Raw genomic sequence first — 22,607 nt, 5'->3', positions numbered from 1 at the left:
TATCACCTCAAAAAGAGTGAAGAAATGAGAAATCAAATTCCAAGCTCTTTCCTCTTCTTCATGATGTGCTCGTACATCAGCTTTGCCGCCTTGTACGGGTCTGGCTCCACTATGAAGGCCGCTCCAACGATGTCGTAGAGGTCCTGCGTAAGAATCTTCACGACCTTGGGCCCGCCGAGAACCGGCGGAACGACGCCAAGGTGAGTTGTTATTCCGCTGGCGACGAAGTAGGTTCCTATTGAGACCGCCTTCTCGGTCATTGCCTCAGGTGCCGAACCAACGACCGGCAGTGCCGAGATGGGCACATTGAGGTCCCTCGCTATGAGGTCGGCCAGGACGAGCATTCTCGTACAGTCAACGCACGAGCCCATGTTGAGCGCCGGGGGAATGCCCCACTCCTTGGCGAACTCCCTCAGGCCGGGCCCGACGTTCTCTGTGTCTGCGTACTCTGGCAGGAAGATGCCGTACTTCATCGCCGCGGTGGCCCAGCAACCTGTTCCAATGAGGAGGACGTCCCTCTTCATGAGCTCGTTGGCTATCTTTATGTGGTTGTGGTCCTGCTTCACCTTCGGGTTGTTACAGCCGACGAGGCCGGCGACGCCCTTTATCTTGCCCTCAACGATGGCTTCCTCGATGGGCTTGAGGGAGCCTCCAAAGTGCTCGAGTATGGCCTCGACGCTGAAGCCGACGTAGCCCGACATCTTTTCCTTCGGTATCTCAACCCTCTGCTTCGACCTGTTCGGGAAGTTCTCAACTGCCGTTCTAACGATTTCCTTCGCTATCTCGTCGGCCCTCCTCTCGTCGAACTTGATGTGAATTGCCCCTGGGAAAGTCGCTATCGGGCTCGTGTCTATTATCTTGGTGTGGAAGCACCTTGCGACGTCGACCGTTGCGGGCATTATACACTGCACGTCAACGACCATTGCCTCGACGGCACCTGTAACGATGGCCATCTCCTGCTGGAGGAAGTTGCCCGCTATCGGAATTCCGTGCCTCATGAGGACCTCAAGGCCGGTACAGCACATTCCGACGACGTTTATGCCCTTGGCTCCAAGCTTCTGGGCGAGCTCTATCAGCTCGGGGTCCTGGGCCGCCTCGACTATCTTCTCCGAAAGAACCGGCTCGTGGCCGTGGACGACTATGTTGACGTAGTCCTCCTTCAGGACGCCGAGGTTGGCCTCGGCCTTTATGACCTTCGGTGTGCCGAAGAGGACGTCCTGGAGTTCAGTTGCTATGAGCGAGCCACCCCAGGCGTCGCCGAGGGCCGTCTTGAGTCCGTGGAGGAGTATGCTCACCGGGTCGTGGTCGGTTCCGATGTGTGTCCTGTGGAGGCTCTCAACTATCTCCCTGTCTATGCTCCTCGGGAGGACGCCCTTCTCAAACCACGGCATCCCGGCCTTTTCGGCGGCTTTTTCAAGCATCTCGTAGGTCTTCGGGTTGAGGTATGCCTTGAGAAATTCCAACGGTTCCTCGTCCTGCTTTCCGAAGTCCCTGAGAGCTACCTCTGCTACCTCCTTGGCGAGCTCCCTTATGCTCTTGCCCTCGGTTTCGATTCCGAGCCTCTTCGCAACCGCCTTGAGCTTCTCGGGGTCTCTGACCTGGTAGGGCAGGGTGTTCGAGGCCATGTTGTCGAGCTCAAGGACGGGCTTTCCTTCCTTCTTGAACTTCTCGGCCATCTCGGCCGCGACGAGGAGCGTTAAAGCAACATGCCTCCCGTGGTCGCTGTGTGCAGCTGCACCGGCCGCTATCATTCTAAGGAGGTTTCTGGCAACGATTGTATCGGCGTCGGCACCGCAGACGCCTCTCTTGGGCTCTCCGCCGAAGGGATTAATCCTACACGGTCCCATCATACAGTTCCTACAGCAGATTCCAAGCAGACCGTAACCGCACTGGGGTTGCTGTTTCTCGAGCCTCTCCCAGACGGTTTCAATGCCCAGTTCTTGGGCGCGTTCGTACATCTTCTGGGTGGTGGGGTCTATCGATACTTCCTTATACTTCTTCATTTTGACTCCCCCTCATTAATCCGAATAACCTCGGCCTGAAAAGACCTAAACAGGTCCCAACCGTTGTATTCCTCCTTGTATTCGCCTTCCTTCAGCTTGATTATCTTCTTGGCGGTCTCCTTTCTGACCTGCGAGACCACCTCGTCTATGGTTCCAAACATAAGTGCGCCGGTCTTACAGGCCTCAACGCAGGCCGGAAGCCGTCCCTCTGCCCTTCTGTCCGGGCACATGTCGCACTTGAACATCACGCCGGTGAGGGCGTCGAACTCTGGGATACCAAAGGGACAGACTATTGCGCACATCTTGCAACCGATGCACTTGTCCACATCGACGAGAACGGCGCCATCTTCGTCCTTGAAAATCGCCCCGGTCGGGCAGACCTCCATACAGGGTGCGTTTTCACAGTGCCGGCAGTTCATGGGAACGTTGTATGCTCCCATGGGGAGAACGTGTATCCTCGGCTTCGGTAGCGGATTCTCGAATATCGCTGAGAACAGGTCCTTGCTCTGTGAGTGCTCCACTGCACATGCTATTTCACAGTGCCGGCAGCCTATGCACTTTGCTGGGTTTATGAAAATTGTAGGCTTTGAATCAGGTGGCATAGGAATCACCGAAGCTTATGTAACAAATTTGTATATAAATGGGTTTCCATTTCAACTTAAAACCGTGAATTTGTAATTCAAATTGTTACACTTTAGTTCCATATCTTTGTGTAATGAGATTTGGTTCTTATGACTGAATAGTCATACGGATAAGTTATCCTAAGGTTTGAAACTTTTAGTTATGCGCCTTTGAACAGAAATGTTCGTATGAACAATTAGATACAATATTATCCAATTATGTTCCCCACAGTCCACAATTCTGCCCATTCTAATAGTTTTAAATTCGAACCTAAAAGCATTTATACGTTGGGTTTTTCAAATTTTTTGGTGTTGCTTATGGGAAAGCCCCTCAAATCGGTTGAAGACGAAAGACGAAAAAAGCTATTTCAGATAGCTGAAGAGTTGCGAGAACGAACCAAAAAGCAGGCCCCGGAAGAGGGGTTCAGAGTTGTAATCACCGGCAAGGGGGGTGTGGGTAAAACAACTATGACCGCCCTTCTCGCAAGACTACTCGCACGCGACGGCTATCGCGTTTTAGCAGTTGATGAGGACCCTCAGATGAACCTTGCACACGCACTCGGTGTTCCCAAGGAAATCAGGGATGAAATAGTTCCTCTCAACAAGAACCTTGACTACATCGAGGAAAAAACTGGGGCGCGACCCGGAACTAACTGGGGGCTGTACTTCTCGTTGACCCCAGATGTACGGGACGTGGTTGATAGGTTCGGTGTTGTTGGGCCCGATGGAGTCATGCTCCTCGTCATGGGAAGCGTTGTTCAGGCCGCCGCCGGCTGTCTCTGTCCTGAAAACGCTCTCCTTGATGCGGTTGTTAAGTACATCAACCTGAGGAAAGGTGAGATAATTCTCATGGATACTCAGGCGGGTCTTGAACACTTTGGAAGGGCTTTGGCCAAGGGCTTCAAGCAGGCCGTTGTTCTCACAGAGCCAACTTACAACTCCGTTCAGGTGGCGGTTGATGCCGCAAAGCTCGCGAGACAGCTCGGCATTAAGTATGTCCACCTCGTGATAAACAAAGTAAAGAAGGAAAGTCAGATTGAGAAGGTCGAGAGGATACTCGACGAGCTTGGATTCAACGATTTCACGACAAAAACGATAATCCCGTACGATGAGCTCGTGGAAGAGTACGACCCGGAAATTGAGGCCATACTCGGGAATCCGGAGTCTCCAACTTACATAAAAGCCCTCGAGCTGAAGGAGATACTGTTGAAGTACGCCGAGTGAATATTGCACAATTCTGACCAATCTTACCCTTTTTGGGACAAAGGTTTTTAAGTTCACCGAACTATTCCCGTCGGTGGTGCAAGATGACGATTAAGGCTCCCACGCTGAACATTGGAGGTCTCGGAGCGGACCCGCTCACCGAGAGGATAAAGGAGAAGCAGAAGAAGTGGAAGTACAAGATAGCGGTTCTCAGCGGTAAGGGTGGCGTTGGAAAGAGCACCGTCGCGGTGAACCTCGCGGCCGCGCTCGCGAAGAAGGGCTACTACGTCGGCCTGCTCGACGCGGACATACACGGGCCGAACGTGGCAAAGATGCTCGGCGTGGACAAGGCCGATGTTCTGGCGGAGAGGCTGGAAGACGGTCGCTTCGAGATGCTTCCGCCGATGGCCGACTTCATGGGCCAGATAACGCCCATCAAGGTCATGAGCATGGGCTTCCTCGTCCCCGAGGACCAGCCGATAATCTGGCGCGGTGCCCTCGTCACCAAGGCCATCAAACAGCTCCTCGGCGACGTCAAGTGGGGCGAGCTCGACTTCATGATAATCGACTTCCCGCCCGGAACGGGCGACGAAATCCTGACGGTTGTTCAGAACGTCCAGCTCGACGCCGCGGTCATCGTCACGACCCCCCAGGAGGTTGCCCTTCTCGACACCGGCAAGGCCGTCAACATGATGAAGAAGATGGAGGTTCCCTACATAGCCGTCGTTGAGAACATGAGCTACCTCATCTGCCCGCACTGCGGAAACGAGATTGACCTCTTCGGCAAGGGCGGGGGCAAGAAGCTGGCCGAGAAGGAGGGCGTTGACTTCCTCGGTGAGGTTCCGATAGACCTCAAGGCGAGGGAGGCAAGCGACGCCGGCATTCCAATAGTCCTCTACGATGACACCCCCGCCGCTAGGGCCTTCATGGAGCTCGCCGATAAGCTCGTGAAGAAGCTCGAGGAGCTCAAGGGTGGGGGAGAGGAGCAGGAGAAAACCGAGTGATTTTTAACTCCCTTTACTCATCCTTCCCTGGGCGCGGCTCAGGCCGGCGGAAGCCGCTGCGATGGGGCCGCGCTGGACCAGGCTACGTTAAGCTTTTTAACCCCTTCCCCTACCTATCCCGGGGAGAGGATGAGAAGGGCTTTGGCTTTGATTTTGCTCCTCCTGCTCGTTTCACCGCTCGTTTCGGCCGGTGGGGTTAGCTATTATCCGGATAAAGAAAGCTTCGAGCACTTTTTGCACTCCAGCACCACTTATCGCGTCGTTCCGGGCAGGGATTACTGGGCAAAGGGCTGGGCCCGCTACGTTGATGCCAAGCTCGGTGAAGTCCTGGAGCACGGGAACGGCACGCTCGTTCTCGTCGGAAACGTCTACGAGAACCCCGAGATGAAGAGGCTTTGGAACCTGACGGGCCTTCCTCAGAGTGCCTCGCTTTCTCCCATGGTAATCGTACTCAACGGCACGGTTTTCATCACGGGGAGCAAGGACGACATCTACCTCACGCACGAGGCTTTCTCTGAGATATGGAACCCCCCTGTGGTCTCGCTTCTGGTTTTCTCAATTTTCTCCTTTCTGCTCCTGCTCGTCTTTGGCCTCAGCCTCAGGAGGGACAGGAGTTACTCCGCGAGGTTCTTCCTCCTTGGGCTCTCGTTAATCTTCGTGTGGTTTACGCTCTCTGAGAGGCCTGAGGTGTCGGGAGCCTTTTTGGGCGTCTTCTTCAAGGCTCTCTCCGTCGCGGCCGGCTCAACCCCGAGTTCCCCCCTCGGTGCAATAATCGGCGGTGTTCTATCCATCGTTCCGCCGATTGATGAGAACCTCTGGCTGGCCCACTGGCTTTTTCTTATGGTCCTCACGGGTCTCTTCTTCTACGTTGCTCCAAGGCGCGAGAGGGAGCTGGGTTTTCTTGCCTTTGGCCTGGTCTTCTCTTCACCGGCTTTCCGCTCCCACGTTGCAACCGTTGGAACGTCTCTTCCCGGAATCGTTCTCATGCTCCTCTCTATTGTTATAATGACGAACGCCTCTTTCCTGCCCGGTCTGCGCAGAACCGTTGAGATACTCCTGCTTTCGATGGTGACGCTTTTGGCATCCTTTTTCAATCCCTACGTCCTTCTCTTTCCTCTGTTCTTTGCCCTCACGTACCCCGGTAGGAAGCTGCGGAACCTCTCTTATCTCCTCCTGGTCTGGTTAGGCTTCTGGTTTGTCTGCAGGCTTTACGGTTTTGATTGGCTTTCGAGATGGGTTCACTTCTCTCTTCACGCATCCTTCCTAAAAACTCTTATTGAGCAGGCCCTTCTTGGCCTCATCGTGATTTTCTACGCCCTATTAACAGGACTGAGAAGAATAAGGTGGAGGGGTCCGACGGCCTTCATAACCCTTGCAACGTTGGCCTTTCTGGCAATTGCTCCCTTCGTGGGCGGGTTCTTTCCCTACGCCCTAACCCTCGTTTCGATACTTGCCGTCAGGCTCGTTCATTCGGTCATTCAAACTTGATTGCACCGAAGACGGCCCCTTTCAGGTGCGGGCCGATTGCCTTGATGATTCCCGGGGCCTGGGTTCCCCTCTTGAGGACGAGGAGCGTCTCCATTAAACCGAGCTCCTCCATTCTCTTGACGTCCCTGCCGTGGCCCGTCTTGATGAGCGCCTCTTCAACCTTCTCGCTTATCGTCCCCGTTATGAATAGCTTGTCGTAACCGTCGCTCAGCCACTCCTTAATCCTCTTCAGCTGGGCGTCGCTGAAGGCCAACTCCACTTCCCTGGCACCGAACTCGACGTCCGTCACTTCAACCTCGATGGGCAGGTTGTCCACCCAGCCGAACTCCCGAATCATCTGCCTTACGGGCTTATCTCCGAAGGTTCTCTTAAGATAGTAGAGAGGAATCAGCGCGTCCTTGGGCTTCGGCTTGAAGATTCCAATGTCAACGTAAGCGCCGTAGCCGACTTTGCCGAGGTCTATGAAGCGTCCCCTATAGGTCTTCCCCATCTCAACGTTCTTGAGGCTGTGGGGAACCTCCCCGAACTCGTCCCTGACGAGGTTCGCGCTGATTTCCTCGTCCTCACCGCTGAGGCTGACCTTAACCCAGTTCTTGGTCGTTGCCGATAACTTCCACTCAACCTCCAAATCTCCCAGAAGGGAGCGGAGCTTCCTGTGGAGCTTGTCAAAACCACTCCTGTCACCGTAAACCTTCTCCAGAATAACCACGTCTTCCATCTTCACCATCCCCGAAGTTCATTGGGACCATTCCCTTATTTCAACCCTTCTTTTTCTTCTTCGGCTTCTTCCTGATGCCGAGCTCGATTTCAAGTTCCTCTATGCGCTTCTTGAGCTCCTCGACAATTCGACTGTTGTCGTACTGCATGAGCATCTTGCCGCATATCGGGCACTGGAACTCGTACTCCATCGCCTCGTCGAAGGTGAGCCTCGGATGGCCCTCCTCGCCGCACCAGTAGTAAATCTCGCTGGTCTCCTCTTCAAGCATCTCCTTGAGCCTCTTCAGCTCGGCCATCTTTCTGGCCTTTATTATCTCGGGCAGTCTCTTGGTTTCAAGGCGCCAGTAGTAGTAATACCATCCCGTCTCGGGGTCGCGGATTCTCTTGAAATCTGCCAGTCCCTGGTCGTTGAGTTGGTAGAGAATCCTCCTGACGGTGTTCACCCTGATTCCAGTTTTCTCAGCGAGTTCTTCGTCGGTGGCTTCTTTCATTTTTTCGAGGGCTTTGACTACCTCAACGGCCTCGTCTCCGCCTATGTCCCGCGCTATTTCAATGAGCTCCTTGTTCTTTCGCCTTGCCACTGGGACGACCTCCAAAAGCATTAAACCAGACGTCCAACGTTTGGTTAAACGGGTAGACCCCAATAGAACTATTGGGTGCGGGGATATATATAAGTTTCCTGTCAAAACGACAACTATAATGAACAGAAAAGGACGTTAGTCGTTGAAGTACTCGTTGAGGAGTTCCTTCGCGGACGGCTTGTAGAGTTCGAGGACCTTAATCTCCTCGATAACGTTTCCCTCGCGGAGCTTAAGCTTGACCTTACCTCCGTAAACCTGAAGGTCGTCAAGCATGCCGTAGATGGCGTCTTCCGCCTCGAGGGGGCTCTTGAACTTCATTATGTACTCCTCTCCCTCGGGAAGGATGAGCTTGACCCAGTACTCGTTCTTCCTCTTGAAGGGCCTTGTTATCTTTGGCTTGAAGTTGTCAATCACTATTTCCAAAGGACTCACCTCCGCTCTTCCGGCTCCCTAACCTTTTTTGAAACCCGAATTTTTAAGGTTTTCCGAGGGGTTACAGATGTCACCACGGCAAATCGAGGTTCAGCTCCTTTGACAGTGTGATTACCCTCTCGAGCGGGACTATCGCGCTCCTCGCCCCAACCTTCTGGACGGTGAGATACGCCAGGAGCATGCCGAGCTTTGCCGAATCCCTGAGCGACCATCCCCTGAGGATTCCGTAGATTACGCCGGCGTCGAAGGAATCGCCGGCACCGGTGCTGTCAACGACCTTCGCGCTCAGCCCGCGAACCTCGAAGGTTTCATCCCCCTCGCGGACTATCGCCCCGCCCCCGTTGAGCGTTATTATCAGGTTCTTGGCGTTGCTGAGGGAAGTGTCGAGCGAGCCGTACTTCCGCCTGTACTCGTCCTCGTTCATGAGGAGGTAGTCAACCATACCCTCCACTTCTCTGGGGAGAGTTGCCTCCCCGATGTCTACCGAAATCGGAATCCCGCTGGCGTTGGCGAAGCGGACCGCCTCCTCGATGAGCTCAGGTGGATTGGACGAGAGATGTAGGAACCTGGCTTTCTTTGCGTACTCGGGCTTGAACTTCCTGAGGGAGTTGGCTCCGAGGTGCTTGACTATCCTCTTGTCGTCCCCGTGGACCATCGCAACGGCCACTCCCGATGGAACGGCAACGACGTCTATTCCAGAGGTGTCGACGCCGAGCCTCTCAAAGTACTTCAGGTGAGCCTCTCCTATCTCGTCCCTTCCAACCGCCCCGATGAAGCCCGTTTTTAAACCGAAGGTTGCGAGCCAGCTTATCGTGTTCCCGGCCGCACCGCCGAGGCCGAAGTGGGCCTCCCTGGAGACGACCTTCTCGTGGAACTCGGGAAAGCGGTCGAGCAGGAAGATTATGTCGTAGTTGAGGTTTCCCATGCCTATCACGTCGAGCATTCCACCACCTCCGGAATCCCCAATACGGTGTTGGATGTTATAACCTTTGTCCGGGGAAAGATTTAAATATCCATTTCTACCCAGGTATGAGTAAGAGGTGAACAAAGATGATGCTCATACTTGAGGCCTACTTCAAGAACTATCCCGCCAGGAGGAAGGTCGCCGAGTTCCTCTTCGAGAACGGCCTGAGCGTGCGGAACGGTAAAATTTACCTCAAAAACGTTGAGGTCCCGATAAGCGAGCTCGCTAGAGCCATAGGCGTCAACAGGAAGATAATCTACCACACAATCGAGTACATAGAGAAAACCTATCCGCTAAAGCTCATCTTCGAGCGCCTCAACCCCCTGCCGAGCCTGATAGACGTCGCTCCGCTCATGGGCTGGGAAGTGCTCGAGATTGACGTGGAGAAGGAGGACTACCAGGGGGCCTTTGCCGAGGTTATGCGGATTCTCGCGGAGAACGGCGTTCCGGTGATGGAGGTCTTCGGCAGAAACCTGCGGGAGGAGACGAGCAAGATATTCATCGTCATAGACGGAACGCTCCCGGTTGAGACCTTCGCGAAGATAAAGGACATCCACGGCTTCCAGAGGCTCATACTCCACACGCCGGAGAAGGAGAAGGAAAAGCTCGTCTGCAACTACTGTGAGGTCAAGTACTGCCCGAAGAGGGTTCTCATAGAGGCCCTCAACCGGTGACCTTAAAGCCCTCCAGCCCCTCCGGTTCTTCCCACTTTACCTCGACGCGCGTTACCCTCGCCAGCGGCGGTCCTTGGTGGGCCCATCCAATCAGCGCCTCGACCCTCTCTTCGTCGCCTTCCACAACGGCTTCAACGCTCCCGTCTGGCAGGTTTCTGACCCAGCCGGCAAGACCGAGTTTTCTGGCTTCCCTCTGCATGCTCCAGCGGAAGCCGACTCCCTGAACGCGCCCGTATATCCTGAGGTGCGCTCTGACCCTCGCCATACACCATCCCGTTTCAAGTTCTCCACAAGGGATTTAAGCTTTACCCGCCCACTAACTCAGGGGTGTCCGATGGAGGCTGTGTTCGTCTACACGACCTTCCCCGATTGGGAGAGTGCCAGGAAAGTCGTCAGAGAGCTCCTTGAGAGGAAGCTCATAGTCTGCGCCAACATGCGGGAGCACGAGGCAATGTACTGGTGGGAAGGAAAAATAGAGGAGGGCAAGGAAATCGGCGTTCTCCTGAAGACCGAGGTGAGCAAGTGGAAAGCTTTGAGGGACGCGCTGAGGGAGCTTCACCCCTACGACGTCCCGCTGATAGCCAGGATTGACCTCGACAAGCTCAACAGGGAGTACTCGGAGTGGATGGCGAGGGTGCTGTTCGGATGATTCGCAAGGTGAAGCCCGAGATAAGGGTCGTTGGCTTCGATGACGGGACGTTCTCCTTTTCTTCCAAGCTCGAAAGAAGAAAGACGGTTCTCTTCGGAGTCGTCATGAAGGGCTCGAAGGAGGTCGTCGGGGCCGTTTCGAGGTGGATAACCGTCGACGGAACCGACGCCACCGAGAAGCTGATTGATGCCGTAAACCGGTCCCGCTTCAGGGATTTGAGAGTAATCCTCCTCAAGGGGATAACCTACGGGGGCTTCAACGTCGTTGACCTTGAGAGGCTCCACCGCGAAACCGGCCTTCCGGTAATCGTCGTCGTGAGGAAGAGGCCCGATTTAAACGCCATGGAGCTCGCGCTTAGGAAGCACTTCCCTGACTGGGAGGAACGGGTTGAACTCCTGAGGAAGGCTCCCCCGCTCTTCGAGATGATTCCCGGAAAGCTCTACGTCCAGGCCCTTGGCGTTTCTCCGGAGGTCGCCTTTGAGGTCGTTAGAGTAACCACGAAGACCGGCCTGATTCCGGAACCGCTGAGGCTCGCCCACATAATGGCGAGCGCCTTCATGACAGGAGAAAGCACGAAGGAGTAGCTTTATAAGGCCGGAAAAATAGGGAAGGACAGCCGATGATGGCAACAGGGTAGCTACCGAGTTGATGAGGAAGCCGTTCCAGTCTGAGGCTATTCGCACGGGACGAGGAGGACTGGGAGTTTCGAGTCCCGCATGACCCTCTCCGCCGTGCTACCAAGTATCAGGTCCTTGAGAACGCTCCTGCCCTTCTTGCCGATGACTATGAGCGTTGCATTTTTCGCCAGTGCCGTCCCTATTATCGCCTGGCTGGCGGTTCCGACCATGACCTCAAGCTCGAAGTCGGCCTTGACCCCCTTCGCCGTCTTCTCGAGGTTCACCTTCGCCACCTCAATGTTGTGCTCCAGCTCGTCAACCTTGCCGTAGTCAACCGAGTGCAGGAGGATTCCCCTCTCCATGAGCTCCTCGAACTTCCGAACGGTCTTGACTATCTTGATTGAGCACTTTGAGAAGTCCACCGCTACCAAAGGCCTCCTGAAGAGCTCGGAGCAGTCAACGGCCAGCTCGTAGGAGTCGTCCTTCTTGACGTACTTGAGCAGGAGAACCGGCTTTTTAGTTGCCCTCGCGAGGTTCGAGGCGGTGCTCCCCATGAACATCTGCCTCCATATGTTCTCGCCGACGCTCGGCGTCACGACGAGGTCAACCCCGGCTTCCTCGCTCGCCTCCGCTATTTCAAGCGACGGGATTCCCACTCTCACGTCGGCCTTTGCGTTGATTCCCTTCTTTCTCAGCTCCTCGGCGAGCTTTTCAAGCTTCTCGCGGTAGATTTCTTCAAGCTCGAACGCCTCGAGTTCCGCAACGGTTATGTCGATGACGTGGAGGAGGTAGAGCTCCTTGGCACCGAGTTCGAAGAGTTTGGGGATGCAGTGCCTGAGGGCGTGGAGCGATACGTCTGAGAAGTCGGTTGGGTAGAGGATTCTTTCAAACATGACATCACCTCGTATTCTATAGGGCGTCATCGTATTTAGAACTTCCGAGGTTCCGGGGATAAAGTTAATAGCCTCCTCTCTGAGTTTCAATCATGGGTGAAAAAATCGTTTTAAAAGCTGTCGAGCTCTACAAGAGCTATCAGCTCGGCAGGGTAACAGTTCCGGCCCTCAGGGGGGCGAGCCTTGAGATTCGGGCCGGTGAGTTCGTGGCAATCATCGGGCCGAGCGGCAGCGGTAAGACCACGCTCCTCAACATTCTCGGCCTTCTGGACACTCCTGATTCCGGCGAGCTCTACATTGACGGCAGGTCCGTTATCGGGCTCGACGATGACGAGCTCTCCGAGATGAGGCTCTGGAAAATCGGCTTCGTTTTCCAGCACTACAACCTGATACCAATCCTAACAGCCCTTGAGAACGTCGAGGTCCCGATGATTCTGGCGGGGGTTCCCCCTAAGAGGCGGGTCGAGCGCGCAAAACGTCTCCTTGAGCTCGTTGGAATCCCCCACATGGCGGAGCACAAGCCAACGGAGATGAGCGGCGGTCAGCAGCAGCGTGTTGCCATAGCGAGGGCCCTCGCCAACGAGCCGAGCATAATCCTCGCGGACGAGCCGACTGGAAACCTCGACACGAGGTCCTCGGAGGAGATAGTTTCTCTCATGAAAACACTCAACCGCGAGAAGGGGACTACCTTCGTCGTCGTCACTCACGACCTTGACGTCGCCAGAAAAGCCGATAGGGTTTTGAGGATTAGGGACGGAAAGCTCTACGAGGTGGAGAACCTATGAGGCGCGTTGTCGTTTTTGCAATCGTGCTCATTCTTCTGCTTCCCCTACTCCCCGGTGTCTCCTGTTCTTCCAGTTCTTCGGGGGAGCCCGGCTACCTGGAGGTCTTCTCCGGCTACCTTGGGATGGGCCGGTCGATTAGCTTCGGGAACTACACGCTCACCCTCGTTGATTTTCTCTACGGAGTCTCGTCCTCGAATCCGATAGTTCTGTTTAAACTGAGGGACAACTCGAACTTCAGCGTCGTCACGTTTTCCCTTCAGGAGGGGCAGTCCTTTACCTACGGTGACATCAAGATAACGCTGGTCTACCTGAAACAGCCCGCCAAAACCCGGGTTGCGTACGTGGCGATTTACTCGCGTCCAACGACGGTGTTCTCCGGCACTACGGGCTACAACTCGACGTTCTCCTACGGCCCGGTTTCACTGTCCGTCCTCGGCCAGAGGGATGGCAAGGTCTTCATGCGCTACTACCGGGACGGTTTCGTGGACTACGCTTACTTCGGCCCCGGGCCGCACTACTGGCACGAGGTTGAGGTCACCGTTTACAACGTGACCAACGAGAGCGTCTCCCTCAAAATCCTTGCCCCTAAGTACATCGCATACATCCCCCTGAACGGTGCCGCGGTCGTTGTGACCAACGTGAGCTTTCCCCCCGTTGAGGTGGGTGGAATCTTCGGCGTTAACATCACGATTAAAAACGTCGGCGACCAGCTCGCCCGCTTCGTTAAGGTCTCCCTCTACACCCAGCCCGTGGTTCAGAGCAGTGAAAAGCCCCAGAAAACCCTCCTTCCCACGCTCACGGTTCCCACGTTCACCCAGGAGATACCGTTCGCCGCCTACAGGGAAGGTCCCGTTAAGTACACCGACGTACTCGCCCCGGGTCAGACGAGGACGCTTCACTTCCTCCTCATAGCCTCGAAGACCGTGCGGCCCGACGTCTATCCGCTCTACATAAAGCTGCAGTACACCGATGAAAACGGTATAGCGAAAGAGGAGGAGGTGGAGGTCGGCATACCCCTCAGCGACGTTTCGCGGCCGAAGGTTGAGGTGGTCCTCTTCAAGTCGAAGCCAAGTCCGGTTTCACCCTCCTCGAACTTCACGCTCAGTCTCGCTGTTTCCAACGTTGGCAACGCCCCCGCTTACAACGTTAAGGTCGCCGTTCTCCCGAGCAAACCCCAGGAGGAGAGCCAGAGCTACTCCCTGTTTCCCACGGGACAGACGCCCCCTGAGGAGCCCAGCATCTACCCGATAGGCAGGCAGAGCGTTCTGTACTTCAAAGAGATTCCCGCGAACGGCACCGTCAAGGGAAACCTCAGCTTTGCGGTCAAGGACGTGTCCAACGGTATATACCCTCTCTACGTGGTTATAACGTACTACGATGAAAACGGGGTGGAATACAAGTCCCAGGCAACTTTTGGAGTCCACGTGGAAGGTTTCCCCAAGCTGAAGGCCTACGTGGGCAACGTCTGGATGAGCGACGGGAGGTACAACTTCGAGGTTGATATCGCGAACGACGGGAAGGCTCCGGCGAGGGGAGTTACTGTCTCGATAAGCTCCCCGACCCTGAGGCTGTTCCCACTCGGTGAGCGCTACGTGGGAAGCGTTGAGCCCATGGACTACGACAGCGTTAACTTCGTCATCCTCAACTCGACCCTTAAAGCTGGCCGGTACCCCGTTGTCGTTAGGGTTACTTACATGACGCCCAACGGCAGGTTCGTGAGCTTCAACGAGACGCTTGAGGTTCAGATTCCCGCAGGTATCGAGCCGTCGAAGGACAGGCGCTACTACTACCTCGGGGCGGCCTTTGCCATGCTCCTGATAATCCTGCTCTGGAGGCGGGGCCGTGGATAGGGAAGTTCTGAAGATAGCCTTCCGGAACCTTCACAGAAGAAAGCTCAGAACCTTTTTCACGATGCTCGGCATAATCATAGCGATAGCTTCCATTACTGCCCTGATATCAATCGCCGAGGGCTTCCAGCTCTCGATAAGCAGAACCCTTCAGAGCACGAGCAACGTGATAATAGTCCTCCCAGGTATGGGTGCCTCCATCTGGACCATAGGGACCAGCACCTTAAACCAGAGCGTTGCCGATGAGATAGCCAAGATAAACCATGTTGAGGCAATAAACCCCGTTCTCGTTAAGTTCACCGTCATGGAGTACCGCGGCTGGGAGGTTCCCGTCACCGCCATGGGAATCGTTCCGCGGGACGCGCAGAGGTTCTACGCCCTAACCGGCCCCCAGCTCCAGAGGGGTCAGTTCATTCCCCAGGGCTCGCGCTTCAAAGCTCTGCTTGGCTACTCGATAGCCAACGGGCGAATTCAGAAGCAGGGCGGCGGGACGCTGAGCTGGGAGATACTGCCGGGGCAGACGATTAAGCTCTACGACTCCAGTGGAAGGGCGTGGGAGTTCAAGGTTTCCGGCAACTTTCAGGAGAGCGGTCAGAGCTTCATCGGAGGTTTCATAGATACGAGCGTTTTCGTCCCCCTCGGTACCCTACAGGAGATGTACAACGAACCGGGCAGGATAAGCTTCATTGAGGTCTGGGTTGACGACGTCAACTTCGTGGACTACGTCAAGGCCAGAATCCAGCGCATTCTGCCCAGCGCTACCGTTATAACGGAGAGGCAGGGAATAGAGGTCGTCGTTCAGATTGAGGACATGCTCAACAACCTGCTCCTAGGGATAGGGAGCATAGCCCTTATAGTTGGGGCCCTCGGCGTTGTAAATACCCTCCTGACCTCCGTGACGGAGCGCACGCGGGAGATAGGTACGTACAGGGCCCTCGGCGCCAAGAAGAGGTTCATCCTGGAGATGATACTCCTCGAGGGCATCATGCTCACGATAATAGGGGGCGTTATAGGGTTCGCCTCCGGTGTCGTTCTCGCCAACGTCGTTGTTCAGGTTTTGAGGGCAAAAACCCCCGGTTTGCCCGGTCCCGTTGTTGATTTGAAAGTCGTTGCGATAGCCTTTGGGATAACGTTCTTGATAGGAATCCTTGCGAGCGTTTACCCCGCCAAGAAAGCCGCCGACCTCAATCCAGCCGAGGCAATAAGGCACGTCGAGTGAGAAAGGGTTATAACGTTCAGGTCCAAGTTTGAACGGTGATTGCCATGGTCAAAAGGGTGCACATATTTGACTGGCATAAGGAGCACGCCAAGAAGGTTGAGGAGTTCGCGGGCTGGGAGATGCCAATCTGGTACTCGAGCATAAAGGAGGAGCACCTCGCCGTTAGGAACGCGGTCGGCGTTTTCGATACCTCTCATATGGGTGAAATACTCTTCCGCGGAAAGGATGCCCTCAAGTTCCTCCAGTTCGCGACGACCAACGACGTTAGCAAGCCCCCCGCGATAAGCGGAACCTACACGCTCGTCCTCAACGAGAGGGGGGCCATCAAAGACGAGACGCTGATATTCAACATGGGCAACGACGAGTACCTGATGATATGCGACAGCGACGCCTTCGAGAAGCTCTACGCATGGTTCACCTCCCTCAAGGCCATGGTGGAGCAGTACACCGAGCTCGACCTTGAGATTGAGCTCAAAACGTATGACATAGCCATGTTCGCCGTCCAGGGGCCGAAGGCAAGAGACCTAGCCAAGGACCTCTTTGGGGTAGACATCAACGAGATGTGGTGGTTCCAGGCCAGGTGGGTCGAACTCGATGGAATAAAGATGCTCCTCTCGAGGAGCGGCTACACCGGCGAGAACGGCTTCGAGGTCTACATCGAAGATGCGAACCCCTACCACCCCGACCCGGAGAAGAGGGGTAAACCGGAGAAGGCCCTCCACGTCTGGGAGAGAATCCTCGAGGAGGGCGAGAAGTACGGCATAAGGCCGGCCGGACTCGGAGCAAGGGACACGCTCAGGCTTGAGGCCGGCTACACGCTCTACGGCAACGAGACGAAAGAGTTACAGCTCCTCAGCACGGACATCGACGAAGTCACCCCGCTCCAGGCCAACCTCGACTTCGCGATATTCTGGGACAAGGAGTTCATAGGTAAAGACGCCCTCCTCAAGCAGAAGGAGCGCGGTTTGGGAAGGAAGCTCGTCCACTTCAAGATGGTTGACAAGGGAATCCCGAGGGAGGGCTACAAAGTTCTGGCCAACGGCGAGGTCATCGGCGAGGTCACGAGCGGAACGCTCTCCCCGCTCCTCGGGATAGGAATCGGAATAGCCTTCGTGAAGGAGGAGTATGCCAAGCCGGGCCTCGAAATCGAGGTGGAAATCAGGGGCAAGCCCAAGAAGGCCGTAACAGTTGCACCGCCGTTCTACGACCCCAAGAAGTACGGCCTCTTCAGGGAGGAGTGATTCTTTCCCTTTTCTCCAAACCCTTATTAGGTAATGGTACCGTTACCTGGTCCTGGGGGCATTACCTATGAGGGCTCGCTGGAGTACGTGTTCCGCCAGGCGAGAGGGTTCCTTAAAGGAGAGCTCAGGGAGCTTGAGCGGAGGAGTCCCCGCTACGTTTTGATTCTTGAAGCCATAGCCAGGGGACAGAACAGATGGGAGCTAATCCGGGACTACCTCGCCTTTAGGGGTCACAACGTCCCGAAGTCCCGCTTGGCCGAACTCATCAGGAATCTCGAAAAGATGAGCTGGATTGAGGCGGACTTCAGCTCCGGCAGGAAAAGGTACAGGCTAATCGACCCGGTAATCGAGCGCGTTTTAGCTGAGCGATAATCTTTTATCCTTCCCTTACTTTTTGGTTTTATGTCCAAAAAACACGCCGTCGGTGCCGTTCTCCTCTGGTCAACGGTTGCAAGTGCTTTCAAGCTCTCACTCCGCTACATGAGCCCTCTCCAGCTCCTCTTCTGGGCCTTTCTGACGTCGCTCGTTCTCTACGGTGCCCTCTACTTCCGGAGCTTCAGGCCCTCCAGAGAAAACCTGCGCTCCGCTTACCTTGGCCTCGTACTCCTCCTCTACTACACCGTCCTCTTCTCGGCCTATGACCTTCTTCCCGCCCAGGAGGCGCAGGCGCTCAACTACACTTGGCCCCTGGCGCTCGTTCTGCTTTCCGTCCCCCTGCTTAAGAGAAAACTTGCCCTGAAGACATTATTTGGCCTCTTTCTTGGCTTTCTCGGTGCCCTCATTGTTGCAACCAGGGGCAACGTCCTATCCCTCGGCTTCTCGAATCCAATCGGGGATGCCCTCGGTCTCGGAAGCGCCCTAATCTGGGCCGCCTACTGGCTCCTGAACGTTCGGGACGGCAGGAGGCTTGAGGAGAAGATGTTCTGGAACTTCGCCTTTGCCCTCTTCTACGCCTCCCTGCTGATGCCCTTCGCGGGCTTTTCACCCCCTCCCCTGAAGGGCATTGCCGGCGCGGTTTACGTTGGCCTGTTCGAGATGGGCGTTACTTACCTCCTCTGGTACTGCGCGGTTGAGAGCGACGTTGCCTTTGCCTCGAACCTGGCTTACTTAGTGCCGTTTCTTAGTCTGCTCTTCATCTCCCTCATCCTTGGTGAGAGGATAGAACCGACAACCGTTCTGGGCTTGATTTTGATAGTGGTGGGAATCCTCCTTGGAAGGGATGAGTAGGCGCTTTAACTGGCTTTATCTTTCGCTATCAGTCGGGACGTTTGAACGAGTGAGAACGGTCTGAGGCTTTTAATGGCCTTTGGAAAAAGCTTCACCAAGGAAACTTTGCCTTCGCAAAGTTTCATCAAAGTTAGTAGCTCCTTCTAAAAAGCTAAGTTTCGGGTGATTTTCTCTTCAGTTGGCCGTTTTGAGTGGGAGAACATTATCAAGTTACTCCTTCATTGTGGGTTTAACGTTAAAATCGACGCCCGAAGGGCGTCAGAGAAGAGTAAACCCCTTTGAGAGGGCTGTTTGGTAGTTCTCTCTTGTAAAGCTCGATTTTCTCAGTAAAATCTTCTTCCTTTGGGCCTTTGACGAGGAGCTACTAACTTTTGGTGAAGCTTTTCCCAAAAGCTTCAATCACGAACCTTGGTCAAACTCTGCGGGACTCTCGTCCCTTGCGTCGAGCAGAGCTCGACGTCGCGCAGGCAAACAAGCTTTAACAAAGCTTGACCAAAAGGATGCCCTTCTCCCCAAAGAGCAAAAAATCAGTCGTGCATTAATTAAGACGCGGTTTTAAAACGAGTTTAACTTCAAAGATGCCTTGAGTATTAGTTTCAACTTAGTTTTGGCGTCCGAAGGACGCCGTTTGAGGAGTGAAACACTCACCAAGCAAGCTTTTGGGAAAAGCTTGACCAAAAGGGTCAAACCCTCACAGGGGGTAAAGATAGAGTGCATGCCTCTCCAAGTAACCCGTTGGTTTTTGAGTTTGCTTTAATAAGGGCTTTTGGGAAGGTGTTTAAACTCGAAACGCGCCCGAAGGGCGCTAATGAAGGAAACACGCTCGAGAACAGCAAATTTAGGAGCAAACCCTCCGAGAATGGACCCTCTAAAACGCATGCTTCACTTTGATGAAACTTTTCACCAGAAAAGTTTCTCCGCCAGCGCTTGCAAAGCAAGGGCTGTTATGGGGCCGGGGCCGGGATTTGAACCCGGGCTAGGGGATCCACAGTCCCCTGTGCTGACCAGGCTACACCACCCCGGCCACGTCCAGCTTAAGCTTTTGGGTTAGCTTTATAAAGTTTTCGTCAGATGGCGGGAGCAGAGGTGGCAAATCCCGCCTTCACCCGAGATTAAGGCGCGCGTGCAGTCTAACGCCGATTGAAAACCTCGCCGGGGGCCGGGGAATGAAGGCGAAGAGGGAAGCGCTGGTCAGCCTCTTCACGGCGATGAGAGAGGGTAAGGTTGACGAAGATATAATAGACCTCCTCCTGCTCATCAACTCCATCAAGGGAATCTACACGACGAGCTCTTGCTCCGGCAGGATAGGAATCATCGAGGAGCCAGCTTTGGGCGCCAAGCCCCTGAGCAGGTGGCTGATTAAGGTTCACCGCGAGATGACGTTCCCCGAGGCAAAGAAGGCCCTTGAAAAGGCCAAGGAGGGATTGATATTCCTCAAAAGCCAGCCCCCGATTTTCCACGTCGTAGCCGAGGACCTTGAGAAAGCGAAGAGGCTCCACGAGCTCGGCCTCGCCAGTGGTTTCAAGTACACGACCTTCAAGGTAATCTCCAGCCGCTACCTCGTCGAGATAAACGCCACCGAGTATCTGACCGCTCCACTTGGCAGGGACGGGAAGATAATGGCCAGCGACGAGTACCTGCGCTTCGCCCTCGAAATCGGCAACTCGATGTTGAGACGCTCGAAGGGCAGGCTTCCGAGGCTGATGAAGAACTTCGAGAAGCTCAGAGAGGAGCTTGGCGAGGACGAGTTGTTCTACGAGCTGGCGGAGGAGTTTGGTGTGGGGTTCTGAACTGCGTAAACTTTATCCCTCCTTACTCAAACTCTCAACCATGAGGACATTGAAGGAGATTGAGGAAATTCTGAGGGCCCACAAACGGGAGCTTGAGGGGCTCTTTGGCACTGGAAACCTTTAAAAGTGACGACCCGTCACTAGTGATGGGGTATTCACCTCATCTCGTTCCACTCTGGATTTCCGTAGCGCTTCTCAATGAGCTCCTCCGCCAGCTCAAGCTCGTAATCCGTCAGCTCGCCCTCTTCAAGCTCGAAGGCGTTGAAAAAGCTCTCCCTCAACAGCTCGTAGGCCTCCCAGCGGTTCAGCTTTACTCCCTCGCGCTCCAGGGTTGTAACGCGCTCCCAGATGCTCGAAACGCCCTTGTCAGCGAGCTTCGCCTTGGAGACCTTCAGAACCTTTCCGAGGACTTCAACGCGGGTGGAGTACATGAACGTGCCGTGCTGAAGGATTACCCCCTTCCTCCTCGTCTGCGCCGAACCGCTTATCTTCTTCCCGTTGGCGACGATGTCGTTTAGGCCAGAGAATCCCGCTTTAAGCCCAAGGCTCTCTAAAGCGTCCACAAGCGGGCCCGCCAGATAGCGGTAGCTCGTCTCGACGTTCCTCAAAGCCGGGTGAAGGTCCTCGCCGACGACGACTGAATAGGTTATCTCGCCGAACTCGTCGTGGAAGACGCTCCCTCCGCCGGTTATCCTGCGCACGACGGGAATGCCGAGCTTTCTGGCCTCTTCAAGGTTGACGTCGTGGACGACGCTCTGGAAGCGGCCTATCGTCACCGAACTCGGTGAGAAGGTGTACAGCCTCACCGTGTCGGGAACCTTCCCTTCGATTCTAGCAATCATTATCGCCTCGTCTATTGCCATCTGAACCTCTGGCCTTGCGACGATGAGCGGGATGAAGCGCATAGCGACCACCAGGGTTAAAAGGGCCCGCGAGTTTTTAAGCCCAGCGATGATGACGCCCAAGCCCTCCTGAAGGGTGATGAGAGCGGTCACCACTGAGCTAAACCAGGGTCTTTAGAAACTCCCTGTACACCTCCTTCACCCTTCTCACCGAGCTGAGGCTGACCCATTCGTTGCTTCCGTGCCAATTGCCCCCCGTCGGTCCGAAGACGAGCGTTGTTCTCCTCAGGTAGTTGGCGAAGTAGTTGAAGTCGCCGACGCTCTTCCCGTACGTGACCCTGGGCTCCACGCCCATCTCCTTCATGGCTCGTTTGAAGAGTTTGACCTCCCGCAGGTTCTCCCTGACCGCGTACGGCAGCATCTCCGGCGTTGGGCGGGGGTACCTCTCTACTCTAATCTCCGCGGTTACCCCAAGCTTCTTGGCGAGCCTTTCAATCTCCTCCCGCACCTTGGTCCAGTTCTCGTCAACAACCGTGTGTCTATCCACGATAGCCTCCGCGCGGTCGGGAACGCTCAGACCGTCGGCCTCTCCCCTGAACGACAGCGTACAGTAGGAGCCCTTCCCGAGTTTTAGGTGTTTTCTAAGCCGTATTCTGCCGAGGTTCGAGACGACCTTTGCCAGCTCTTCAATTGCATTGACACCATTCTGTGGTCTCGCTGCGTGGGCCTTCCTCCCTTTTGCGCTGATTTTTATGACGAAACGTCCCCTTGCCCCCAGCATGAGTCTCTCGTTTGTAGGTTCCGCGATGAGCACTATGTCGGCGTCCCTGAGCTTGCCGCTCTCTATCAGCTTCCATGTTCCCCTGGAGAACCCCTCTTCATCGCTGACGGCCGTGAATATCAGACTGGGCCTCTCGCGTTTTGGGAGCTCTCCCATCTCGATGAAGAGGCTCAGAAGGACCGCGAGGCCGGCCTTCATGTCGGCGCTTCCAAGGCCGTAGAGGCGGTCTCCGTCAACTTCGCCCCACGGGTTCCTGCTCCAGCCTGGGGAGAGGTGAACAGTGTCCATGTGACCGTTTAGGACAACCGTTGGTCCCTTTCCAGGAAGCCTGGCGAGAACGTCGTCGCCGAATCCTTCCACGGGAATCCTTTCCACGCTGAAACCGTTTTCCTCAAGGAGCGAGGTTATAAACTTGGAAATCTCTTCCTCCTTCCCGAAGGGAGATTCTATCGAGACAAGCTTTTTCAGGAGCTCGACCTCATCCATCCCTATCACCGACCAACTCCTTCACGAACTCGGAGAACTTGGTCTTTCTCTCGAACTTTTCGACCCTTTCAAGTTCCTCCTCAAGTTTTCGAATGTTTAACTCTATTTCCTCTGCCAAGTCCGAGAGGATGGCTTTCATATCCTGATTTTCAACGTGCCCTTCGAGGTATCTGCAAGCCCTGAGCTGAAGTTCTTCAAGCCTTATCGTCTCCCTCAGAACCTCTACATAGTCCCCGACAGTTTTTACGGAGAACTCCAACTTTTCTACGTTGACCTCTGAGGATAATGCCTCGGGAAACAGTCTCAGGGCGATTTTGCACAGCTTTTCTACCTGTTTCCCTTTGGTTTCCACGAACTCTGAGAACCTCATCCATCCGTATCCTTTAGGGAGGGAGTCCCTCATTCGTGCATAAACTGCCAGAACGCGTTTTGATACCTCAATTAAATAGCTGAGAACGTCCTTGGGTGGAAGCTTTGAAACGGCCTCAAGGAACGCACCCTCGTCCCACTCCTCAAAGAAGCCCCCAAGGGGAGCCATCCAACC

The 22,607-nt window shown here is 54.9% G+C and carries 24 protein-coding genes and 1 tRNA gene; 13 read left to right on the top strand and 12 right to left on the bottom strand.

Going from position 1 to position 22,607, the window contains the following annotated elements; translation table 11 throughout:
• Window positions 1–32: 32 nt before the first annotated feature.
• Window positions 33–2,003, bottom strand: coding sequence for an anaerobic carbon-monoxide dehydrogenase catalytic subunit (gene cooS / locus CS910_RS00860; RefSeq protein WP_099209291.1), 1,971 nt, complete (start codon window positions 2,001–2,003; stop codon window positions 33–35).
• Window positions 2,000–2,614 (bottom strand): 4Fe-4S dicluster domain-containing protein, encoded by a 615-nt coding sequence (locus CS910_RS00855; RefSeq protein ID WP_099209290.1) that lies wholly within the window; start codon window positions 2,612–2,614, stop codon window positions 2,000–2,002. Before CS910_RS00855 ends, cooS begins: the two co-directional genes overlap by 4 nt.
• Window positions 2,615–2,941: 327 nt before the next feature.
• Here CS910_RS00855 and CS910_RS00850 point away from each other — a divergent pair, with 327 nt between their 5' ends.
• The 3 genes from CS910_RS00850 (at window position 2,942) to CS910_RS00840 (ending at window position 6,318) form a co-directional block, all read left to right on the top strand.
• Entirely contained in the window at window positions 2,942–3,847 is a 906-nt protein-coding gene (locus CS910_RS00850) for an ATP-binding protein (protein ID WP_099209289.1), read from the top strand.
• Window positions 3,848–3,930: 83 nt separating this feature from the next.
• Window positions 3,931–4,830 carry an Mrp/NBP35 family ATP-binding protein gene (locus tag CS910_RS00845; protein ID WP_099209288.1) on the top strand — a complete coding sequence of 300 codons (900 nt, stop codon included), beginning with the start codon at window positions 3,931–3,933 and terminating at the stop codon, window positions 4,828–4,830.
• 129 nt (window positions 4,831–4,959) lie between these two features.
• On the top strand, window positions 4,960–6,318 hold the full coding sequence (locus tag CS910_RS00840) for a hypothetical protein (protein ID WP_099209287.1): 1,359 nt from the start codon (window positions 4,960–4,962) through the stop codon (window positions 6,316–6,318).
• Here the strand turns inward: CS910_RS00840 and CS910_RS00835 are convergent.
• From CS910_RS00835 to CS910_RS00820, 4 genes are all read right to left on the bottom strand, one after another.
• Window positions 6,305–7,036 carry a DUF2110 family protein gene (locus tag CS910_RS00835; RefSeq protein WP_099209286.1) on the bottom strand — a complete coding sequence of 244 codons (732 nt, stop codon included), beginning with the start codon at window positions 7,034–7,036 and terminating at the stop codon, window positions 6,305–6,307. The two genes, CS910_RS00840 and CS910_RS00835, sit on opposite strands and share 14 nt — an antisense overlap.
• Window positions 7,037–7,076: 40 nt before the next feature.
• Complete coding sequence (gene tfe / locus CS910_RS00830; protein ID WP_099209285.1) at window positions 7,077–7,616, bottom strand: transcription factor E; 540 nt, start codon at window positions 7,614–7,616, stop codon at window positions 7,077–7,079.
• A 135-nt stretch (window positions 7,617–7,751) separates the two neighbouring features.
• A complete protein-coding gene (locus CS910_RS00825; RefSeq protein ID WP_099209284.1) occupies window positions 7,752–8,039 on the bottom strand; it encodes a hypothetical protein in 288 nt (95 codons plus the stop codon).
• Between the two features lie 79 nt (window positions 8,040–8,118).
• Window positions 8,119–8,991 carry an ADP-dependent ribose-1-phosphate kinase gene (locus CS910_RS00820; RefSeq protein ID WP_099209283.1) on the bottom strand — a complete coding sequence of 291 codons (873 nt, stop codon included), beginning with the start codon at window positions 8,989–8,991 and terminating at the stop codon, window positions 8,119–8,121.
• A gap of 107 nt (window positions 8,992–9,098) precedes the next feature.
• Between CS910_RS00820 and CS910_RS00815 the strand changes: the two genes are divergently transcribed.
• The gene (locus tag CS910_RS00815) at window positions 9,099–9,686 is read left to right on the top strand and encodes a regulator of amino acid metabolism, contains ACT domain protein (protein ID WP_099209282.1); all 588 of its coding nucleotides are present in this window, start codon (window positions 9,099–9,101) and stop codon (window positions 9,684–9,686) included.
• On the opposite strand, the gene CS910_RS00810 is transcribed toward CS910_RS00815, so the two are convergent.
• Window positions 9,676–9,951, bottom strand: coding sequence for an acylphosphatase (locus CS910_RS00810; RefSeq protein ID WP_099209281.1), 276 nt, complete (start codon window positions 9,949–9,951; stop codon window positions 9,676–9,678). The genes CS910_RS00815 and CS910_RS00810 overlap by 11 nt on opposite strands.
• Window positions 9,952–10,020: 69 nt before the next feature.
• Between CS910_RS00810 and cutA the strand changes: the two genes are divergently transcribed.
• Entirely contained in the window at window positions 10,021–10,335 is a 315-nt protein-coding gene (gene cutA, locus CS910_RS00805; protein WP_099209280.1) for a divalent-cation tolerance protein CutA, read from the top strand.
• Window positions 10,332–10,919 carry an endonuclease dU gene (locus CS910_RS00800; protein ID WP_099209279.1) on the top strand — a complete coding sequence of 196 codons (588 nt, stop codon included), beginning with the start codon at window positions 10,332–10,334 and terminating at the stop codon, window positions 10,917–10,919. The genes cutA and CS910_RS00800 overlap by 4 nt, the downstream gene beginning before the upstream one ends.
• An 89-nt stretch (window positions 10,920–11,008) precedes the next feature.
• Here CS910_RS00800 and CS910_RS00795 read toward each other — a convergent pair whose 3' ends face one another.
• Window positions 11,009–11,845: a universal stress protein gene (locus tag CS910_RS00795; protein WP_099209278.1), complete on the bottom strand. Its 837-nt coding sequence runs from the start codon at window positions 11,843–11,845 to the stop codon at window positions 11,009–11,011.
• A gap of 92 nt (window positions 11,846–11,937) precedes the next feature.
• Here CS910_RS00795 and CS910_RS00790 point away from each other — a divergent pair, with 92 nt between their 5' ends.
• Genes CS910_RS00790 through CS910_RS00765 form a run of 6 tightly spaced genes read left to right on the top strand, consistent with a single transcriptional unit; the run spans window position 11,938 to window position 18,164 of the window.
• Window positions 11,938–12,630 (top strand): ABC transporter ATP-binding protein, encoded by a 693-nt coding sequence (locus CS910_RS00790; RefSeq protein WP_099209277.1) that lies wholly within the window; start codon window positions 11,938–11,940, stop codon window positions 12,628–12,630.
• Entirely contained in the window at window positions 12,627–14,480 is a 1,854-nt protein-coding gene (locus CS910_RS00785; RefSeq protein WP_099209276.1) for a COG1361 S-layer family protein, read from the top strand. The genes CS910_RS00790 and CS910_RS00785 overlap by 4 nt, the downstream gene beginning before the upstream one ends.
• Window positions 14,473–15,696 carry an ABC transporter permease gene (locus tag CS910_RS00780; RefSeq protein ID WP_099209275.1) on the top strand — a complete coding sequence of 408 codons (1,224 nt, stop codon included), beginning with the start codon at window positions 14,473–14,475 and terminating at the stop codon, window positions 15,694–15,696. The genes CS910_RS00785 and CS910_RS00780 overlap by 8 nt, the downstream gene beginning before the upstream one ends.
• 44 nt (window positions 15,697–15,740) lie before the next feature.
• Window positions 15,741–16,937 carry a glycine cleavage system aminomethyltransferase GcvT gene (gene gcvT / locus CS910_RS00775; protein WP_099209274.1) on the top strand — a complete coding sequence of 399 codons (1,197 nt, stop codon included), beginning with the start codon at window positions 15,741–15,743 and terminating at the stop codon, window positions 16,935–16,937.
• Window positions 16,938–16,970: 33 nt separating this feature from the next.
• Window positions 16,971–17,309, top strand: coding sequence for an ATP-binding protein (locus tag CS910_RS00770; protein ID WP_223211903.1), 339 nt, complete (start codon window positions 16,971–16,973; stop codon window positions 17,307–17,309).
• Window positions 17,310–17,339: 30 nt separating this feature from the next.
• Window positions 17,340–18,164: a DMT family transporter gene (locus CS910_RS00765; RefSeq protein ID WP_099209273.1), complete on the top strand. Its 825-nt coding sequence runs from the start codon at window positions 17,340–17,342 to the stop codon at window positions 18,162–18,164.
• A 947-nt stretch (window positions 18,165–19,111) separates the two neighbouring features.
• Here the strand turns inward: CS910_RS00765 and CS910_RS00760 are convergent.
• A tRNA-His gene (locus tag CS910_RS00760) sits at window positions 19,112–19,188 on the bottom strand.
• Window positions 19,189–19,330: 142 nt separating this feature from the next.
• On the opposite strand from CS910_RS00760, the gene taw3 reads away from it, so the two are divergent.
• Complete coding sequence (taw3, locus tag CS910_RS00755; RefSeq protein WP_099209272.1) at window positions 19,331–19,954, top strand: tRNA(Phe) 7-((3-amino-3-carboxypropyl)-4-demethylwyosine(37)-N(4))-methyltransferase Taw3; 624 nt, start codon at window positions 19,331–19,333, stop codon at window positions 19,952–19,954.
• Window positions 19,955–20,109: 155 nt separating this feature from the next.
• Here the strand turns inward: taw3 and CS910_RS00750 are convergent, their stop codons facing one another.
• The 3 genes from CS910_RS00750 to CS910_RS00740 all read right to left on the bottom strand — a co-directional run bounded on the left by CS910_RS00750 (window position 20,110) and on the right by CS910_RS00740 (window position 22,601).
• Complete coding sequence (locus tag CS910_RS00750; RefSeq protein WP_099209271.1) at window positions 20,110–20,859, bottom strand: lipoate--protein ligase family protein; 750 nt, start codon at window positions 20,857–20,859, stop codon at window positions 20,110–20,112.
• Between the two features lie 97 nt (window positions 20,860–20,956).
• The gene (locus tag CS910_RS00745; protein ID WP_099209270.1) at window positions 20,957–22,063 is read right to left on the bottom strand and encodes a M20 family metallopeptidase; all 1,107 of its coding nucleotides are present in this window, start codon (window positions 22,061–22,063) and stop codon (window positions 20,957–20,959) included.
• Window positions 22,056–22,601, bottom strand: a complete 546-nt coding sequence (locus CS910_RS00740) for a hypothetical protein (RefSeq protein WP_099209269.1) — start codon at window positions 22,599–22,601, stop codon at window positions 22,056–22,058. Before CS910_RS00740 ends, CS910_RS00745 begins: the two co-directional genes overlap by 8 nt.
• Window positions 22,602–22,607: the final 6 nt, after the last annotated feature.

Origin of the sequence: Thermococcus henrietii (genome assembly GCF_900198835.1) — an archaeon.
Taxonomy (GTDB): domain Archaea; phylum Methanobacteriota_B; class Thermococci; order Thermococcales; family Thermococcaceae; genus Thermococcus; species Thermococcus henrietii.
Note: the sequence above shows the minus strand (reverse complement) of the source record. Positions and strands in the feature narration are given on the sequence as shown.

Bases quoted from the DNA above. Each gene is read 5' to 3' on its own strand.
- cooS (WP_099209291.1), bottom strand. From the start codon at position 2,003: ATGAAGAAGTATAAGGAAGTATCGATAGACCCCACCACCCAGAAGATG.
- CS910_RS00850 (WP_099209289.1), top strand. From the start codon at position 2,942: ATGGGAAAGCCCCTCAAATCGGTTGAAGACGAAAGACGAAAAAAGCTA.
- CS910_RS00845 (WP_099209288.1), top strand. From the start codon at position 3,931: ATGACGATTAAGGCTCCCACGCTGAACATTGGAGGTCTCGGAGCGGAC.
- CS910_RS00840 (WP_099209287.1), top strand. From the start codon at position 4,960: ATGAGAAGGGCTTTGGCTTTGATTTTGCTCCTCCTGCTCGTTTCACCG.
- CS910_RS00835 (WP_099209286.1), bottom strand. From the start codon at position 7,036: ATGGAAGACGTGGTTATTCTGGAGAAGGTTTACGGTGACAGGAGTGGT.
- CS910_RS00820 (WP_099209283.1), bottom strand. From the start codon at position 8,991: ATGCTCGACGTGATAGGCATGGGAAACCTCAACTACGACATAATCTTC.
- CS910_RS00815 (WP_099209282.1), top strand. From the start codon at position 9,099: ATGATGCTCATACTTGAGGCCTACTTCAAGAACTATCCCGCCAGGAGG.
- CS910_RS00810 (WP_099209281.1), bottom strand. From the start codon at position 9,951: ATGGCGAGGGTCAGAGCGCACCTCAGGATATACGGGCGCGTTCAGGGA.
- cutA (WP_099209280.1), top strand. From the start codon at position 10,021: ATGGAGGCTGTGTTCGTCTACACGACCTTCCCCGATTGGGAGAGTGCC.
- CS910_RS00800 (WP_099209279.1), top strand. From the start codon at position 10,332: ATGATTCGCAAGGTGAAGCCCGAGATAAGGGTCGTTGGCTTCGATGAC.
- CS910_RS00795 (WP_099209278.1), bottom strand. From the start codon at position 11,845: ATGTTTGAAAGAATCCTCTACCCAACCGACTTCTCAGACGTATCGCTC.
- CS910_RS00790 (WP_099209277.1), top strand. From the start codon at position 11,938: ATGGGTGAAAAAATCGTTTTAAAAGCTGTCGAGCTCTACAAGAGCTAT.
- CS910_RS00785 (WP_099209276.1), top strand. From the start codon at position 12,627: ATGAGGCGCGTTGTCGTTTTTGCAATCGTGCTCATTCTTCTGCTTCCC.
- gcvT (WP_099209274.1), top strand. From the start codon at position 15,741: ATGGTCAAAAGGGTGCACATATTTGACTGGCATAAGGAGCACGCCAAG.
- CS910_RS00770 (WP_223211903.1), top strand. From the start codon at position 16,971: ATGGTACCGTTACCTGGTCCTGGGGGCATTACCTATGAGGGCTCGCTG.
- CS910_RS00765 (WP_099209273.1), top strand. From the start codon at position 17,340: ATGTCCAAAAAACACGCCGTCGGTGCCGTTCTCCTCTGGTCAACGGTT.
- taw3 (WP_099209272.1), top strand. From the start codon at position 19,331: ATGAAGGCGAAGAGGGAAGCGCTGGTCAGCCTCTTCACGGCGATGAGA.
- CS910_RS00750 (WP_099209271.1), bottom strand. From the start codon at position 20,859: ATGCGCTTCATCCCGCTCATCGTCGCAAGGCCAGAGGTTCAGATGGCA.
- CS910_RS00745 (WP_099209270.1), bottom strand. From the start codon at position 22,063: ATGGATGAGGTCGAGCTCCTGAAAAAGCTTGTCTCGATAGAATCTCCC.
- CS910_RS00740 (WP_099209269.1), bottom strand. From the start codon at position 22,601: ATGGCTCCCCTTGGGGGCTTCTTTGAGGAGTGGGACGAGGGTGCGTTC.